Raw genomic sequence first — 14,883 nt, 5'->3', positions numbered from 1 at the left:
GTAGGACAATGCGTGAAAACAAATGGATAGACCTGTTTACTCAGCAGTCCAGCCGCCTTCAACCGGCAGGGCCGCGCCATTGATCTGCGCGGCCGCATCCGTGGCGAGGAAGGCTGCAAGCGCCCCGATCTGTGCGGTGGTGACGAATTCCTTCGTCGGCTGTTTATCGAGCATCACTTCGCGGATCACCGTTTCACGATCCATGTTGTGGGCCTTCATCTGGTCTGGAATCTGCGCCTCCACAAGCGGTGTCAGCACATAGCCGGGGCAGATGGAATTGGCAGTGATTTTGGCCGTCGCCAGTTCCAGCGCCAGTGTCTTGGTAAAGCCCACAATGCCGTGTTTGGCAGCGACATAGGCCGACTTGAACGGTGAGGCGACCAGTCCGTGGGCGGACGCGATATTGATGATGCGACCCCAGCCGCCCGCACGCATATGCGGGATGGCGGCCGCGGATGTATGGAAGGCCGAGGTCAGGTTGATCGCGATAATGCGGTCCCATTGCTCGGTCGGAAACTCTTCCACCGGCGCAACATGCTGGATGCCTGCATTGTTGACCAGAATATCGGCGCTGCCGAACGCCTTGACGCTGTCGGCGACCAGCCTGCGACAGTCGTCGCCCTTCGACATATCGGCTGCGATATAGACCACGCTCGCGCCATGTTCTTCGCCCAGCATGCGGGCAAGGGCATGATCTTCGTCGCGGTCGGTGAAGGAATTGATCACAACGTTGTGTCCCGCGGCTGCCAATGCATGGGCGATGCCAAGGCCGATCCCGGAATTGGAGCCGGTGACAATAGCGGTTTTGCGGGCAGTTGCGTCGGTCATGGGCGGGCGTCCTCGTTTATGATGACGCGCATAATGAGAGGGCGACAATGCGTCGGCAAGTGATTATATAGATCGAAATCCTTATAAGTGCAGACCCAGTTAAGAACAGAGCAAAATGTCTTCCGAGACCGTCAGCTATTTCTCGCATCCTTTCCCTCGCCGCCAATCGGTTGGTGTTAGCGTCGGTGGCGTTATCGTCGGCGGCAGTGCGCCCGTTGTCGTGCAGTCGATGACCAATACGGATACGGCGGATGTGGATGCCACCGTCGCGCAGGTCGCAGCCTTGCACCGCGCAGGGTCCGAGATTGTGCGCATTACGGTGGATCGTGATGAATCCGCCGCTGCCGTGCCGAAAATTCGTGAAAGGCTGGAGCGTCTGGGACATGACGTGCCGCTGGTCGGAGACTTTCATTATATCGGCCACAAGCTGCTCGCGGATCATCCGGCCTGCGCGGAAGCGCTTGCGAAATATCGCATCAATCCGGGCAATGTCGGTTTCAAGGACAAGAAGGACAAGCAGTTCGCCGATATCGTCGAAATGGCGATCCGTTACGACAAGCCTGTCCGTATCGGCGTGAACTGGGGTTCGCTCGATCAGGAGCTTCTGACCACGCTGATGGACCGCAATCAGGATGCAGGCGCACCACTGAGCGCGCAGGAAGTCATGCGCGAGGCCATCGTGCAGTCGGCCCTGATTTCCGCCAATCTTGCCGAAGAGATCGGCCTTGCTCGCGACAAGATCATTCTGTCGGCCAAGGTCAGTCAGGTGCAGGATCTGATCGCTGTCTATACGATGCTGGCGCAGCGTTCCAATCATGCGCTGCATCTGGGTCTCACTGAAGCTGGCATGGGCACCAAGGGCATTGTCGCTTCGTCGGCGGCCATGGGCATCCTGTTGCAGCAAGGTATTGGCGACACGATCCGCATTTCGCTGACCCCGGAACCGGGCGGCGACCGCACCCGCGAGGTGCAGGTGTCGCAGGAACTTTTGCAGACCATGGGCTTCCGTCAGTTCATCCCGATTGTTGCGGCGTGCCCCGGTTGCGGACGCACGACGTCGACAGTGTTTCAGGAACTGGCGCAGACCATTCAGGACGACATCCGCCGCAACATGCCGGTCTGGCGTGAGAAATATCCGGGCGTGGAAGCATTATCGGTCGCGGTAATGGGCTGCATCGTCAACGGTCCGGGCGAATCGAAGCACGCCGATATCGGCATTTCTCTTCCCGGCACGGGCGAAACGCCGTCCGCACCGGTCTTTGTCGATGGCAAGAAGGTGACGACGCTGCGCGGTCCCGCCATTGCCGCAGATTTCCAGAAGATGGTTGCCGATTATATCGAGAACCGCTTTGGGCTTGGCCAGAAGGTCGCTGCCGGGCAGAACTAACACTACATTGCATTCTTCGTGATGCCGGTCTGCAACGAGCAATTTCCTGCGCTCCGGTGCTCAAAAATCACTCGTTTCGCCACGGTCTGACGAATTTGCAACTGTAGTACTAAGCCGAGCAGCTTACGGCGCGCGTAGCGGTTTCCGGTGTTGTTTTCAGTGTCGCTGCCCAGAAGACCAGCGTGACGAGACTTATGCCTGCGCCAAGCAGGCACACGCCGTTCCAGCCCGCATGGGCATAGACCCAGGTTGAAATCGCTGAACCGCTCGCGCTGCCTATGGAATAGAAAACCATGTAGGCGGCGGTGAGCCGGTTCTGCGCGTCCGGACGCACACGATAGATCATTGCCTGATTGGTCACATGCACCGCCTGAAGCCCGAAATCAATAATCAGCACACCGACGATCAGCCAGAGCAGCGATTGCCCGAGCAGGGCAATGGGCGCCCATGCCACCAGCATTAGCGCAAGTGCTATGCCGGTCATGCGCTGGGCATGGCCGCGATCCGCAGCACTCCCGGCCCGCGAGGCAGCCAGTGCTCCGGCAGCGCCCGCGAGGCCAAACAGGCCGATCTCCGCATGGCTCAATTCAAAGGGTGGTGCACTCAGCGGCATCACCAACGGTGCGAGCAAGGTGGTGATATCGGCAAAGATCAACATGGCGATGATGGCGCGAATGCGCAGCACTGGTTCTTCTTTGAACAGGGTTGCGAGCGACAGGATCAGTGCCGGATAGGAAACGCTAGCGGCTTGTCGCTTTTGGCGCGGCAGGCTGCGCCAGAGCATGAGACCGATCAGCAAGGTAACAACTGCCGAACTCAAATAGACACTGCGCCAGCCGCCAATGTCGGTCAGCGCGCCTGCAACTGCGCGGGCGAGCAATATGCCTAGTACGATACCGCTCGTCACAATCCCCACGACATGGCCACGCCGCATCGGCTCCGCGAGGCTTGCCGCATAGGCCACGAGCGCTTGTGTAACCACGGCAAGAAGGCCGGTCGCAGCCATTGCGAGAAAGAGCAGGGCGGGTTGTCCGGCAATACCGACGGCTGCCAGTGTCAGCGAAGACAGCAGGAAATGCGCGACGATCAGTTTGCGCCGGTCGAAGAGGTCGCCAAGCGGCACCAGAAAGATGAGGCCCAGTCCGTAGCCAATCTGACTCGCACCGACGATCAGTCCCGCTGTGGAGCGGTCCAGTCCGATATCGTCGGCCATCACATCCAGCAACGGATGCGCAAAATAGACATTGGCAACGGCAAGACCGCTGGCAATGGCAAACAGAAGAAGTGTGGAGGTGGAGAGCGACGGACGCGCATCACTGTTCGCGGCAGTTTGCGCTGCCGCGTTGGGAGAGATTTGCATGATGAACTCCAGCAATTTTGGTTTTAAAATGAAACCATTTTGCTTGTAGCGAAATAAGTTTTATATTGCAACCAAATTGAATGAATGGAGTGAAGATGGTTCGCAAGAAGAGCCTGAAAGGCGACTATTGCCCCAGTGCGCGGGCACTGGACGTGATTGGTGACTGGTGGTCGCTGCTGATCGTGCGGGAGGCTTTTGACGGCGTGACACGCTTCAGCGCCTTTCAGAAAAATCTGGGTATCGCGCGCAATATTCTGGCCGAGCGTCTGCGCAAGCTGACCGGCGAGGGTATTCTGGAAAGCGTGCCTGATCCCAATGGCGGTGCGCATCAGGAATATGTGCTGACTGCGAAAGGGCGCGATCTTTTGCCGGTCGTGGTCGCCTTGCGGCAATGGGGCGAGAAGCATCTGTTTGCGCCGGAGGAGCCGCATTCACGACTGGTCGACAGCGTGTCTGGTCAGAACATTGCAAAGCTCGACGTGCGCGCGCAGGATGGGCGCATACTTTCTGTCGATGATGTCGTTCTGATCAAGGTCCGGGAAGATGATCTTTGAGTATCAGCTCTGGCGTTCGGCGATGAAGCGTGCAGCCTGCTTGAGAATATCGGCATCCTTGCCGAAAGGAGCAAGCAGGCTTTCCGCCTGAGCCACGAGACCTGACAGTTGCTTGCGCGTCCAGTCGATGCCGTGCAGCGCCACAAGGGTTGCCTTGCCGGCAGCAGCATCCTTGCCGGTTGCCTTGCCCATTGCAGCGGCGTCTGCCGTCACGTCCAGAAGGTCGTCGGCAAGCTGGAAAGCAAGGCCGATGGCTGAACCGAACTCTGCCATGCGTTCGCGATCCTCGCGGGAGGCGTCGGCGATGATGGCTCCTGCCTCGCAGGCAAAGCGGATCAGCGCGCCGGTCTTCATCGCCTGAAGCGTGATGATACCGGCTTCGTCCGGCTTTTTTGTCTCGGCCATCAGGTCTAGGGCCTGTCCGCCTGCCATGCCGCCAAGGCCGGAAGCACGGGCGAGGGCGGAGACCAGTTGTACGCGCACGGACGGATCGAGATCGGTCTCGTCAGAAGCGACAATGTCGAATGCATAGGTAAGAAGGCTGTCGCCCGCGAGAATCGCAGCCGCTTCGTCAAAGGCTTTGTGCACCGTTGGCTGGCCACGACGCAGATCATCGTCGTCCATGGCGGGAAGATCGTCGTGAACGAGCGAATAGCAATGGATGCATTCCAGCGCTGCCGCGACCCGCAGGACGGCATCGCCGCTCTTGCCGAACAATGCAGCACTTTCCACAACCAGGAACGGACGCAGTCTTTTACCGCCATTCAGCACGCCATGACGCATGGCGGCGATCAGCCGTTCCGGACGGGCGATCTCACCGCTGCGCAGGCGCTCGTCAAGAAGCCCGATCAGCATCGTTTCCACTTCGTGGGCGCGACGGTTCAGAGCATCGGTGAATTCGACAGTCACATGTTCCATGATGATCGGCATGGACGAAAGCGCTAATTTGGTCAACTGGGCATATCGATCAGCACAGGCTTTTTCATCAGACGGTCATCAAACGATATGTTTCCGGCTTGTTTCCAACGCAGGATTATGGAATCGGGTTCTATATTATTAAAGAATGGTTTATGTCGCTGGGGGAGTACATCAGGCGGTGGACGTGGCCAAAATCATCTTGAAGAGCAAAAACGGGCGCAGTTATCTGGCCGATCCCGTGTGGGGACGCCGGATTATTCTGGCGTTCCGCGTTTTGCTGGTGCTGGCGGTGTTGCCGCTCTTTCTCCTCCTCGTCTATTCAATCCCTTTCGTGCGCCCTGTCTCGATGCTCATGGTGAAGGACTATGTCCTGTTGCAGAATGTCGATCGACGCTGGGTGAGCATCGACGATATTTCGCCCAACGTGATCAATGCGGTGATGATGGCTGAGGACGGCCAGTTTTGCAGCCATGGCGGTGTGGACTGGCATCAGTTGAGCATTGTACTCGATGATGCCGGCGAAGGCGGCCCAAGCCGGGGCGCTTCCACCATCACCATGCAGACAGTGAAGAATCTCTTCCTGTGGAATGGCCGCTCTTTCATCCGCAAGGGGCTGGAATTTCCGTTGGCGCTGGCTGCCGATGCGATCCTGTCGAAGCGCCGGATCATGGAGATCTATCTGAACATTGCCGAGTGGGGCCCAGGCATTTATGGTATTGAAGCCGCCGCACAGCATTATTTCAAGCGACCGGCGGCAAAGCTGAATACTCAGCAGGCAGCGCTTCTGGCTGTGACGCTACCCAATCCGGCGCTGCGCAATCCGGCCAAGCCGACGCGCAACATGCAGCGCATCGCGCGGATCGTTGCCGGTCGTGCGGTACGCTCTGGTCCCTATGTGACCTGCGTACAATAAATGCGAGTCATGAAAAAAAGATCAGACTCCGACTGGTCAAAGCCCGCAAGAGCGTGTATAGGCACCTGACTTTCCGGAATTTTGTCCGCTGTGACAGGCTCCACCGGGGCCGTGCCGGACGTTTATTGACCGATCAGTGGAGCTGGATCCATGGCAGTACCTAAAAGAAAAACGTCTCCGTCGAAGCGCGGCATGCGCCGTTCGGCTGACGCTCTGAAGGCCCCGACCTATGTCGAGGACAAGAACTCGGGCGAACTTCGTCGTCCGCATCATATCGATCTGAAGAGCGGTATGTATCGCGGCCGTCAGGTCCTCGAAGCTAAGGAATAGGTCTGACGCTGCGGTTCCCGCAGCCTAGCAGACACGTTTCAAAAAAACGCCGTTTCCGGGAAACCGGAAGCGGCGTTTTCTTTTATTATCTTTCGGAATTTTAGAGAAACAAAGAATAAATCGCCGGACGCAAGCCACCTTAAAGTGACCGGACATTTTTTCGCCTTAATGTAGTCCTTGAAAAGTATTGTTTGTTATAAATTTAATTAAGGGTGGCTATCAATGGATGATATCATCAAGGCAATTATATTAAACTCCGGTGTTTCTTTTAGGTCTGCGTATTCTTTATTTAATGTAATAGATAGTGCAGACTATAAAGATAACTTCTCGAAATATATGTCTGACACACCTAATCTTGACGGGAAGTTAGATGAAAATAGCGCAAGGGCTATAGTGCATTTCGCCCACAAGAACTTGCGATGACAGATAAAAAATGAAGGCCGCGATTATTTCGCGGCCTTTCTCATTTTAGGCTCAGCCTGCATCTGCTGTGAAGCCGGCCTTTTCTATACCGGCAATGGCGACTGCTTCGTCATTGTCTGACGTATCTCCGGAAACGCCGACGGCGCCTACAATTTCTCCATCGCTATTCTTGATGATGACGCCGCCAGGTACTGGAACGATTTTGCCGCCGGAAACGCCGGAGAGGCCTTCCAGAAAATGCGGGCGATCCTTTGCCTGATTGTGCAGCCAGCGCGAGCCAGTCCCGACCGCCAGAGCGCCAAAGGCCTTGCCGGATGCGATCTCGAAGCGGAGGATCGATGTGCCGTCCTGGCGCTGGAACGCCTTGAGATTGCCACCTGCATCGAAAACCGAGACGGCAAGCGGCTTGAGCTTCAGATCAGCGGCCTTGGCAAAGGCTGTTGCGATGATGGAATTGGCCTGATCGAGCGTGAGTTGGACCATGGGAACCTCCTGTTTCAATGCAGCCATTTTAGCGTCTGGCGGATGATCCGCACCCGCTAAAGTACCTCAATTCTGGAGAAACAGCTTTTCGGTTTGTCGAAGGTTTATGATGTAATCCTTGCCAAGCCGGGCTTTTTGGTTTTTCTCTGTCGCAACAGTTTGTCACGGAGGAATAGCATGACTGCCGCAACCGATCCGAAAGCCATCGTAATCGCCAGCGCCGCTCGCACGGCAGTGGGGTCGTTCAACGGTGCTTTCGCCACTGTGCCTGCCCATGAACTGGGCGCGACGGTCATCAAGGCGGCTCTGGAACGGGCAGGCGTTGCAGCTGAAGACGTCGATGAAGTCATTCTCGGACAGGTGCTGACGGCAGGCGAGGGACAAAACCCGGCACGGCAGGCCGCAATGGCGGCCGGTTGTCCGAAAGAAGCAACGGGCTTTGCGATCAACCAGCTTTGCGGCTCCGGCTTGCGCGCCGTTGCGCTTGGCATGCAGCAGATCCAGTCCGGCGATGCGAAGGTTATCGTGGCTGGTGGTCAGGAATCCATGTCCATGGCACCGCATTGCGCGCATTTGCGCGGCGGCGTGAAAATGGGCGACTTCAAGATGATCGACACCATGCTCAAGGACGGCCTGACCGATGCGTTCCACGGCTATCACATGGGGATCACCGCAGAAAACATTGCACGCCAGTGGCAATTGACTCGAGCCGATCAGGATGAATTCGCACTCGGCTCCCAGCAGAAGGCGGAAGCCGCGCAAAAGGCCGGAAAGTTCGAGGATGAAATCGTCCCGTTCACAATCAAGACGCGCAAGGGCGATGTCGTTGTTTCGTCCGATGAATATATTCGTCCGGGCACGACCATCGAAGCGCTCACCAAGCTGAAACCCGCCTTCGACAAGGAAGGCACGGTGACGGCGGGCAATGCCTCCGGTCTGAATGACGGCGCCGCAGCAGTCGTGCTGATGGAAGCCGAGGAAGCCAGCAAGCGTGGCGTGAAGCCGCTGGCGCGTATTGTTTCCTGGGCAACGGCTGGTGTCGATCCGTCGATCATGGGTACGGGTCCAATCCCGGCAACGCGCAAGGCACTGGAAAAGGCGGGCTGGACGATTGACGATCTGGAACTGGTGGAAGCGAATGAAGCTTTCGCCGCACAATCCTGTGCGGTTGTTCGCGATCTTGGCCTGAACCCGGAGATCGTCAACGTCAATGGCGGCGCAATAGCCATCGGTCATCCGATTGGTGCGTCAGGCGCGCGCGTGCTGACCACGCTGCTTTATGAAATGAAGCGCCGTGATGCCAAGCGCGGTCTGGCGACGCTCTGCATCGGTGGTGGCATGGGCGTTGCCATGTGCGTCGAACGGGACTGATCCGCGCATCCCAACTGGCTTTATCTTTCGGGCAGGCTGTGGGTTTCCGCAGCCTGCCTTTTTATGTCCGCAATGACAGGCTTGATGGCGAATGCAGTCGGGGAGCATTCCGGCAAACCGCTCAAAGGTTAACGCCAAACCGCTTCTCTGTCCGGTTTTCGGGGCTATCGTTGTGTCAATCGATGTTCCAATATGGTGCGCTTTGGTGAAAGCCTACCAGATGTGGTGAGAACAAAGAGAGAAAATTGATGAATCACCGATTCGTCGCCGATTCGTTCCGGCTTTGGCCTGAAGGTTAACGAAAATGGCTTTCACGGCTTGATTTTCGATAACCAACTATTAGGAATTGTTAAGTTTTCTTTAAACTGCTCAAAGTGCTGTCATTGGCTGTTGACGCACTTCTGGCAAAAGTTAACGGCGATGGCGTTCTGTTCTGTTTATATCGGGACGTCGCATCTATGAGATTCAGCATATGGTGGCTATCGACAATCCGGTTACCATATGTTGCCGTGAACAAAAGGCGAAGGAATCAGAGTCAGCGATTCGTAGCCGATTCGTTCCAGAGTCGTTCTATTCGTTAAATCGGGTCGTTCGCGAAGATTGACCATTTGTAAAAAATATCGGGCTGCCTATTTTAAAATCGCGGGTGGTTCAAACTTAACAGGAGCGCTTTCGGCCAAGGTCGTATAGTGCTATCGCAAGACACGACAATCGGCCTCCCAATTGCATGTTGGGGTGCCTGCACCGGGAATTCTATTATTGGCATGAATCAACGCCCTGCCCATGATTTGCCGCTGACCCTGAGCGGCCGCGACGTGACTGCGGTGCTGGGGCCAACCAATACCGGCAAAACCCATCTCGCAATCGAGCGTATGCTGTCGCACGGGAGCGGCATGATCGGCCTGCCGCTGCGCCTTCTGGCGCGCGAGGTCTATAATCGTGTCGTAGAACGGGTCGGCGTGGCCAATGTCGCGCTGGTCACCGGCGAGGAAAAGATCGTCCCGCCCACAGCGCGTTATTCCGTTTGCACTGTTGAAGCCATGCCACGCCGCACCGATGTGGCATTCGTCGCCATCGACGAGGTGCAGCTCGCGGGCGATCTCGAACGCGGACATATTTTCACAGACCGCATTTTGCATCTGCGCGGACGGCAGGAAACGCTCCTGCTTGGTGCCGCCACCATGCGCGCCATTCTGGAAAAGCTTCTGCGCGGCATTAATGTGGTGACGCGCCCGCGCCTGTCGCATCTGGCTTATGCCGGTTCCAAGAAGATCACGCGCCTGCCGAACCGTTCGGCCATCGTCGCTTTTTCCGCCGATGAGGTTTATGCGATCGCCGAGCTGATCCGTCGCCAGCGCGGCGGGGCTGCTGTGGTCATGGGCGCTTTGTCGCCGCGCACGCGCAATGCGCAGGTTGAGCTTTATCAGTCCGGCGATGTCGATTTTCTGGTGGCGACTGATGCCATCGGCATGGGACTCAATCTCGATGTCGATCATGTGGCCTTTGCGCAGAACCGCAAGTTTGACGGTTACCAGTTCCGTGATCTCACGCCTGCCGAAGTGGGGCAGATCGCCGGTCGCGCCGGTCGCCATCTGCGCGACGGCACATTTGGCGTGACGGGGCAGGTGCAGCCCTTCGACGATGAACTGGTCGAACGGGTTGAAGCGCATAATTTCGATCCGGTGAAAGTGCTGCAATGGCGCACCGAGCGTTTCGACTTCTCGTCGATTGAGGCACTGCGCCGATCACTGGAAACACCAGCCCCGGTTGAGGGACTGGCCAAGGCTTTGCCGGCTGTTGACCAGCAGGCGCTTGAAAATCTGTCGAAAGACGGAGAGATTGTGCGCCTCGCGACAACACCGGCGCGTATTGAACTTTTGTGGGATGCCTGTGCGCTTCCCGATTATCGTAAGATCGCACCGGCACAACATGCCGATATCATTGCGTCTATCTATCAGGATCTAGTGCGCCGAGGGAGCGTCGATGAAGATTATATGAGCGAACAGGTGCGCCGCGCCGACAGTACAGAGGGGGAAATCGACACTCTGTCGCACCGCGTGGCGCAAATTCGAACCTGGACTTTTGTGTCGCATAGGCCCGGATGGCTTGCCGATCCGACACACTGGCAGGAAAAGACGCGCGAAATAGAGGACAGATTGTCCGACGCGCTGCATGAAAGGTTGACGAAACGCTTTGTAGACCGCAGGACAAGCGTGCTTATGAGGCGCCTGAGAGAGAATGCCATGCTTGAAGCAGAAATCAGCCCGGCCGGAGACGTGAGTGTCGAAGGCCACAATGTTGGGCAACTGGAAGGATTCCGTTTCACCGCCGACGTCCAGGCCGAGGGGCCGGACGCGAAGGCAGTGAAGACGGCTGCGCAAAAGGCGCTGGCCGCCGAGTTCGATCGCCGTGCGGAGCGCTTTGCGGCTGCTCCCAACGGAGACTTCGCGCTTGGTTCGGACGGTGTCTTGCGCTGGGTCGGTGCGACCGTCGCAACTTTGGTTGCAGGTGACGACATTCTGAAGCCGCGCACGGTGATCCTTGCCGACGAACAGCTCACCGGTCCCGCACGGGACAAGGTCGCTGCGCGCATCGACCGTTTCGTGGCGCATCACATCGAAACCGTTCTGAAGCCTCTGACCGATCTGGCTGGCGCTGACGCGTTGACCGGCATGACGCGCGGTCTGGCTTTCCAGATCGTCGAGAACCTCGGTATTCTCCAGCGCCGTGAGGTGGTGGAGGAAGTACGCGGTCTCGATCAGGATTCGCGTGCGGCGCTCCGTCGTCTCGGCGTGCGTTTCGGTGCCTATCACGTCTTCATGCCCATGCTGCTGAAGCCGGCTCCTGCCGGTCTCATCACGCTGCTCTGGGCCTTGAAGAACGATGGTCGCGAGCGTGCCGGCTACGGCGATGTGGTCAATGTTCTGGCTGCCGGTCGTACGTCGGTTGTCGTCGATCCGGCTTTCGATCCGATGTTCTACCGTCTGGCAGGCTATCGCGTGCTTGGCCGTCGTGCGGTTCGTATCGACATTCTGGAACGTCTTGCTGATCTCATCCGTCCGGCTCTGGCCTGGCGTCCGGGCTCGGGTGCTCGTCCGGATGGCGCTTATGACGGCGGACGTTTCATCGTCACGCCTGCCATGATGTCGATCCTCGGTGCGACCACCGAAGACATGGAAGAAATCCTCAAGAGCCTGGGCTATCGCCATGAGGCGATGGAAGCAGCCGATGTTGCGGCCAAGCTTGCGGAACTGGATGCCTTTGCCGCCGAAGCTGCCGCCAAGGATGCAGGTGTTGCTGTTTCCGCTGTTGCGGCGGAAGCTGAAAAGCCTGCCGTGCCTGCGGCAGAACCTGTGCCCGCACCGGTTGTCGCTGTTGAAGTGAAGGCCGAAGAGCCAGCACCAGCAGCGGAAGCTCCAGTCGCCGAAGCCGCTGCACCTGCCGGTGACGCGGTCGCGGAAGAACCAAAGCCGGTTCTCCTGTGGCGTCAGGGCCGTTTCGAAGGTCGTAACCGCAATCAGGAACAGAACAACCGTCAGCGTCATGGTGGCCAGCACAATCGCGGCCAGCAGGGCGAGGCGCGCAAGTCCGAAGGCGGTGACGAGCAGAATGCACGTGGCGGCAAGCGTTTCGACAAGAACAAGCGTCACAATCATGACGGCGAAGGTCAGGGCAAGCGCGAGGGCTTTAAGGGCAAGCCCCGTGATGGCGGCGGTCGTGACCGCCAGCCAAAGCGCGAGCATGGCGCTTCTCACGGCGCATCGCAGGGCAACAAGCGCTTCGAGCAGGAACGCCCCGCACGGATCGATCCCGATTCGCCGTTCGCCAAGCTTCTGGCTCTCAAGGAGCAGATGAAGAAGTAAGATGACCGGTGAACCGAGCGGAAGACAGCGGATCGACAAGTGGCTGTTCTTCGCACGCGTGGTCAAATCAAGATCGCTGGCGGCGAAACTCGCCGTCGGCGGCAAGGTCCGGGTCAACCGCGACAAGATCGATCAGGCTGCACATCAGGTGAAAGTCGGCGATGTGCTGACCGTCACGCTTGATCGCCGCATCCTCGTTTACAAGGTGCTTCTGCCCGGCGAGCGGCGCGGCCCTGCACCGGAAGCGCAGCTTCTCTATCAAGATATGTCACCAGCTCCGGTATCGTCGAGCGATCCGACAGTCACAGCTCTGCCGCAGCGTGAGAGCGGCGCTGGACGCCCCACCAAGAAAGAACGCCGCGATACGGACCGCCTGCGCGGGATTTGATCCGGACGCGTTGCCGCAGTCGCAGAAGTGGCCGCGATGGAAATTGCGCTCTAAGGCGTTTTGACGAAAGTGTTTTCTACGCTTTCAGGTTGAGACGAAATGCGGTTTCCGCCATTTGCGTGATGCTTACAATGCGGCGATTGCACCCTTGTCAGAGCGCAATAAAATCGTTACCTCACGCTGTGTCACGCTGGACATGACGATAAAATGGGTCATCCGATCCGCTATCGTTTTCATGGACCGTGACGTCGTGGCGAGATATTTCATGACATAGCCATTTCCATGGGCCTGTCGGATATCGGCGCAAAACACCAGGATGGATAAACCACCTCTCGGAAAGAGGGGCGGTAACAGGAGTTCGACGATGACCTATGTCGTGACCGATAATTGCATTCGCTGCAAATATACGGACTGCGTCGAGGTCTGTCCGGTCGATTGCTTCTATGAAGGCGAGAACATGCTCGTCATCAATCCTGACGAGTGCATCGACTGCGGCGTGTGCGAGCCGGAATGCCCTGCTGAAGCCATCAGCCCGGACACCGAGCCTGGCCTCGACAAGTGGCTGGAACTCAACACGGAATATGCGGCGAAGTGGCCGAATATCACCGTCAAGAAGGATGCCTTGCCGGAAGCCAAGGAAATGGACGGCGTCACGGGCAAGCTCGAGAACCATTTCTCCCCGGAGCCAGGCAGCGGCGACTAACCTGCCTATCGTCTTGTCATCGCATGTAGATTAGCATTGCCTTGCACTTGCTTTTTCTACATGAAGGCGGCAAAAGACGAATAAAATCACGGGAAAGCACCGGCAAAACAGGTGTATTAGGTTGCCAGACGGGACATATCTGGCAATTTGTTGATTCTTTCGCGAAATTGTGTTAGCCTCCACCAATAATTTCGGTGACTGGACGTCAATTCGTGGCGCAAATGCGTTTTTCTCAGAAAGGCTGATGTTTTTTACCGGGCTAAAATTGGCACCGGGGTGGATGATTGCGATCAAACGCAAGGTCCTGAAAAGTTCTTGGCTTCTCAGGACGGTTTTATGCGCCGCAACACCATTCCGTTTCTGCCCCTTTTCTTGCCCGATAGAGAAAATCTGCCGTTAGAGACGTTTCCGGTCATCGCATTTTGCAGTCAGATGGAAAACATCTGACGCCGCATAAATGCGCCTTAACAGCGGCTTGGAGCGCCGGTCTGCTTTCGTCAGATCGCAATTGGCTCCGGTGCCGACAACAGCTTCCGTGCTTTGTAGAAGCGCGGTCGAAGATCATGTGTCAACCGGCGGGTCGCGCCGGGCACAACAGGGAGTATTGAAGCGTATGTCATCCCAGCAGAAAAAACCCGCAATCCGTGGTGGTTTCAAGACCGGTGAGTCGATTGTGTATCCGGCTCATGGCGTTGGTCAGATCGTAGCGATCGAAGAGCAGGAAGTGGCTGGTCACAAGCTTGAACTTTTCGTGATCGATTTCGAAAAAGACAAGATGCGTCTGAAGGTACCGGTCGCCAAGGCCGCAACCATCGGTATGCGCAAGCTGTCTGAAACGGATTATGTGGAGCGTGCTCTGAAGGTGGTGCAAGGTCGTGCCCGTGTAAAGCGTACCATGTGGTCGCGCCGCGCGCAGGAATATGATGCAAAGATCAATTCCGGCGACCTGATCTCTATTTCGGAAGTTGTGCGCGATCTTTATCGTGCAGAAAACCAGCCGGAACAGTCCTATTCCGAACGCCAGCTTTATGAAGCTGCTCTCGACCGCATGGCTCGCGAAATCGCAGCCGTCAACAAGCTGTCGGATACCGAGGCTGTCCGTCTCATCGAAGCCAATCTCGCCAAGGGACCGAAGCGCGGCAAGGCCGATGCTGAAGCCGACCTTGAAGATGATGAAGTTGAAGCTGCATAAGTTTCACTTTTCTCGATGTTTTAAAAAGCCCGGCGAAAGCCGGGTTTTTTTATTTCTACTGTTTCGAAGCGAGTTTCACTTCGGTCGGGTTATGCTGTCGGCTACCGTGACTTGCTTCAAACTTGAATGATTTTCTAAATCAATCATTTACCCAGCCGACTTTTGTCAGC

At 57.1% G+C, this 14,883-nt stretch carries 13 protein-coding genes; 9 read left to right on the top strand and 4 right to left on the bottom strand.

All coding sequences use genetic code 11. The annotated features are described in order from the left end of the window. Window positions 1–36: 36 nt before the first annotated feature. Entirely contained in the window at window positions 37–828 is a 792-nt protein-coding gene (locus FGI60_RS18510) for a 3-hydroxybutyrate dehydrogenase (RefSeq protein WP_138786442.1), read from the bottom strand. A gap of 115 nt (window positions 829–943) precedes the next feature. Here FGI60_RS18510 and ispG point away from each other — a divergent pair, with 115 nt between their 5' ends. Continuing rightward, window positions 944–2,215 carry a flavodoxin-dependent (E)-4-hydroxy-3-methylbut-2-enyl-diphosphate synthase gene (ispG, locus tag FGI60_RS18505; RefSeq protein ID WP_138786441.1) on the top strand — a complete coding sequence of 424 codons (1,272 nt, stop codon included), beginning with the start codon at window positions 944–946 and terminating at the stop codon, window positions 2,213–2,215. 109 nt (window positions 2,216–2,324) lie between these two features. On the opposite strand, the gene FGI60_RS18500 is transcribed toward ispG, so the two are convergent. Then, window positions 2,325–3,575 carry an MFS transporter gene (locus tag FGI60_RS18500; RefSeq protein WP_138786440.1) on the bottom strand — a complete coding sequence of 417 codons (1,251 nt, stop codon included), beginning with the start codon at window positions 3,573–3,575 and terminating at the stop codon, window positions 2,325–2,327. A gap of 95 nt (window positions 3,576–3,670) precedes the next feature. Between FGI60_RS18500 and FGI60_RS18495 the strand changes: the two genes are divergently transcribed. Beyond that, entirely contained in the window at window positions 3,671–4,129 is a 459-nt protein-coding gene (locus FGI60_RS18495; RefSeq protein ID WP_138786439.1) for a winged helix-turn-helix transcriptional regulator, read from the top strand. Window positions 4,130–4,132: 3 nt separating this feature from the next. Here the strand turns inward: FGI60_RS18495 and FGI60_RS18490 are convergent, their stop codons facing one another. Beyond that, window positions 4,133–5,047 (bottom strand): polyprenyl synthetase family protein, encoded by a 915-nt coding sequence (locus FGI60_RS18490; protein WP_138786503.1) that lies wholly within the window; start codon window positions 5,045–5,047, stop codon window positions 4,133–4,135. Window positions 5,048–5,231: 184 nt separating this feature from the next. On the opposite strand from FGI60_RS18490, the gene mtgA reads away from it, so the two are divergent. Further along, the gene (gene mtgA, locus FGI60_RS18485; protein WP_171058805.1) at window positions 5,232–5,960 is read left to right on the top strand and encodes a monofunctional biosynthetic peptidoglycan transglycosylase; all 729 of its coding nucleotides are present in this window, start codon (window positions 5,232–5,234) and stop codon (window positions 5,958–5,960) included. A 150-nt stretch (window positions 5,961–6,110) separates the two neighbouring features. Further along, window positions 6,111–6,290: a 50S ribosomal protein L32 gene (gene rpmF, locus FGI60_RS18480; protein ID WP_006467787.1), complete on the top strand. Its 180-nt coding sequence runs from the start codon at window positions 6,111–6,113 to the stop codon at window positions 6,288–6,290. Between the two features lie 474 nt (window positions 6,291–6,764). On the opposite strand, the gene FGI60_RS18475 is transcribed toward rpmF, so the two are convergent. Beyond that, complete coding sequence (locus tag FGI60_RS18475) at window positions 6,765–7,196, bottom strand: GlcG/HbpS family heme-binding protein (RefSeq protein WP_138786437.1); 432 nt, start codon at window positions 7,194–7,196, stop codon at window positions 6,765–6,767. Window positions 7,197–7,373: 177 nt separating this feature from the next. Between FGI60_RS18475 and FGI60_RS18470 the strand changes: the two genes are divergently transcribed. The 5 genes from FGI60_RS18470 (at window position 7,374) to FGI60_RS18450 (ending at window position 14,713) form a co-directional block, all read left to right on the top strand. Next, on the top strand, window positions 7,374–8,567 hold the full coding sequence (locus FGI60_RS18470) for an acetyl-CoA C-acetyltransferase (RefSeq protein WP_138786436.1): 1,194 nt from the start codon (window positions 7,374–7,376) through the stop codon (window positions 8,565–8,567). Between the two features lie 764 nt (window positions 8,568–9,331). After that, window positions 9,332–12,430 carry a helicase-related protein gene (locus FGI60_RS18465; protein ID WP_138786435.1) on the top strand — a complete coding sequence of 1,033 codons (3,099 nt, stop codon included), beginning with the start codon at window positions 9,332–9,334 and terminating at the stop codon, window positions 12,428–12,430. A 1-nt stretch (window position 12,431) separates the two neighbouring features. Beyond that, on the top strand, window positions 12,432–12,818 hold the full coding sequence (locus FGI60_RS18460; RefSeq protein ID WP_078339527.1) for an RNA-binding S4 domain-containing protein: 387 nt from the start codon (window positions 12,432–12,434) through the stop codon (window positions 12,816–12,818). A gap of 364 nt (window positions 12,819–13,182) precedes the next feature. After that, a complete protein-coding gene (gene fdxA, locus FGI60_RS18455; RefSeq protein ID WP_078339526.1) occupies window positions 13,183–13,521 on the top strand; it encodes a ferredoxin FdxA in 339 nt (112 codons plus the stop codon). A gap of 613 nt (window positions 13,522–14,134) precedes the next feature. Further along, window positions 14,135–14,713, top strand: coding sequence for a CarD family transcriptional regulator (locus FGI60_RS18450; protein WP_078339525.1), 579 nt, complete (start codon window positions 14,135–14,137; stop codon window positions 14,711–14,713). The last annotated feature ends 170 nt before the right edge of the window (window positions 14,714–14,883 follow it).

Source organism: Brucella haematophila, from assembly GCF_005938105.1.
Lineage (GTDB): Bacteria > Pseudomonadota > Alphaproteobacteria > Rhizobiales > Rhizobiaceae > Brucella > Brucella haematophila.
This window is presented reverse-complemented; position numbering and strand designations above follow the sequence as displayed.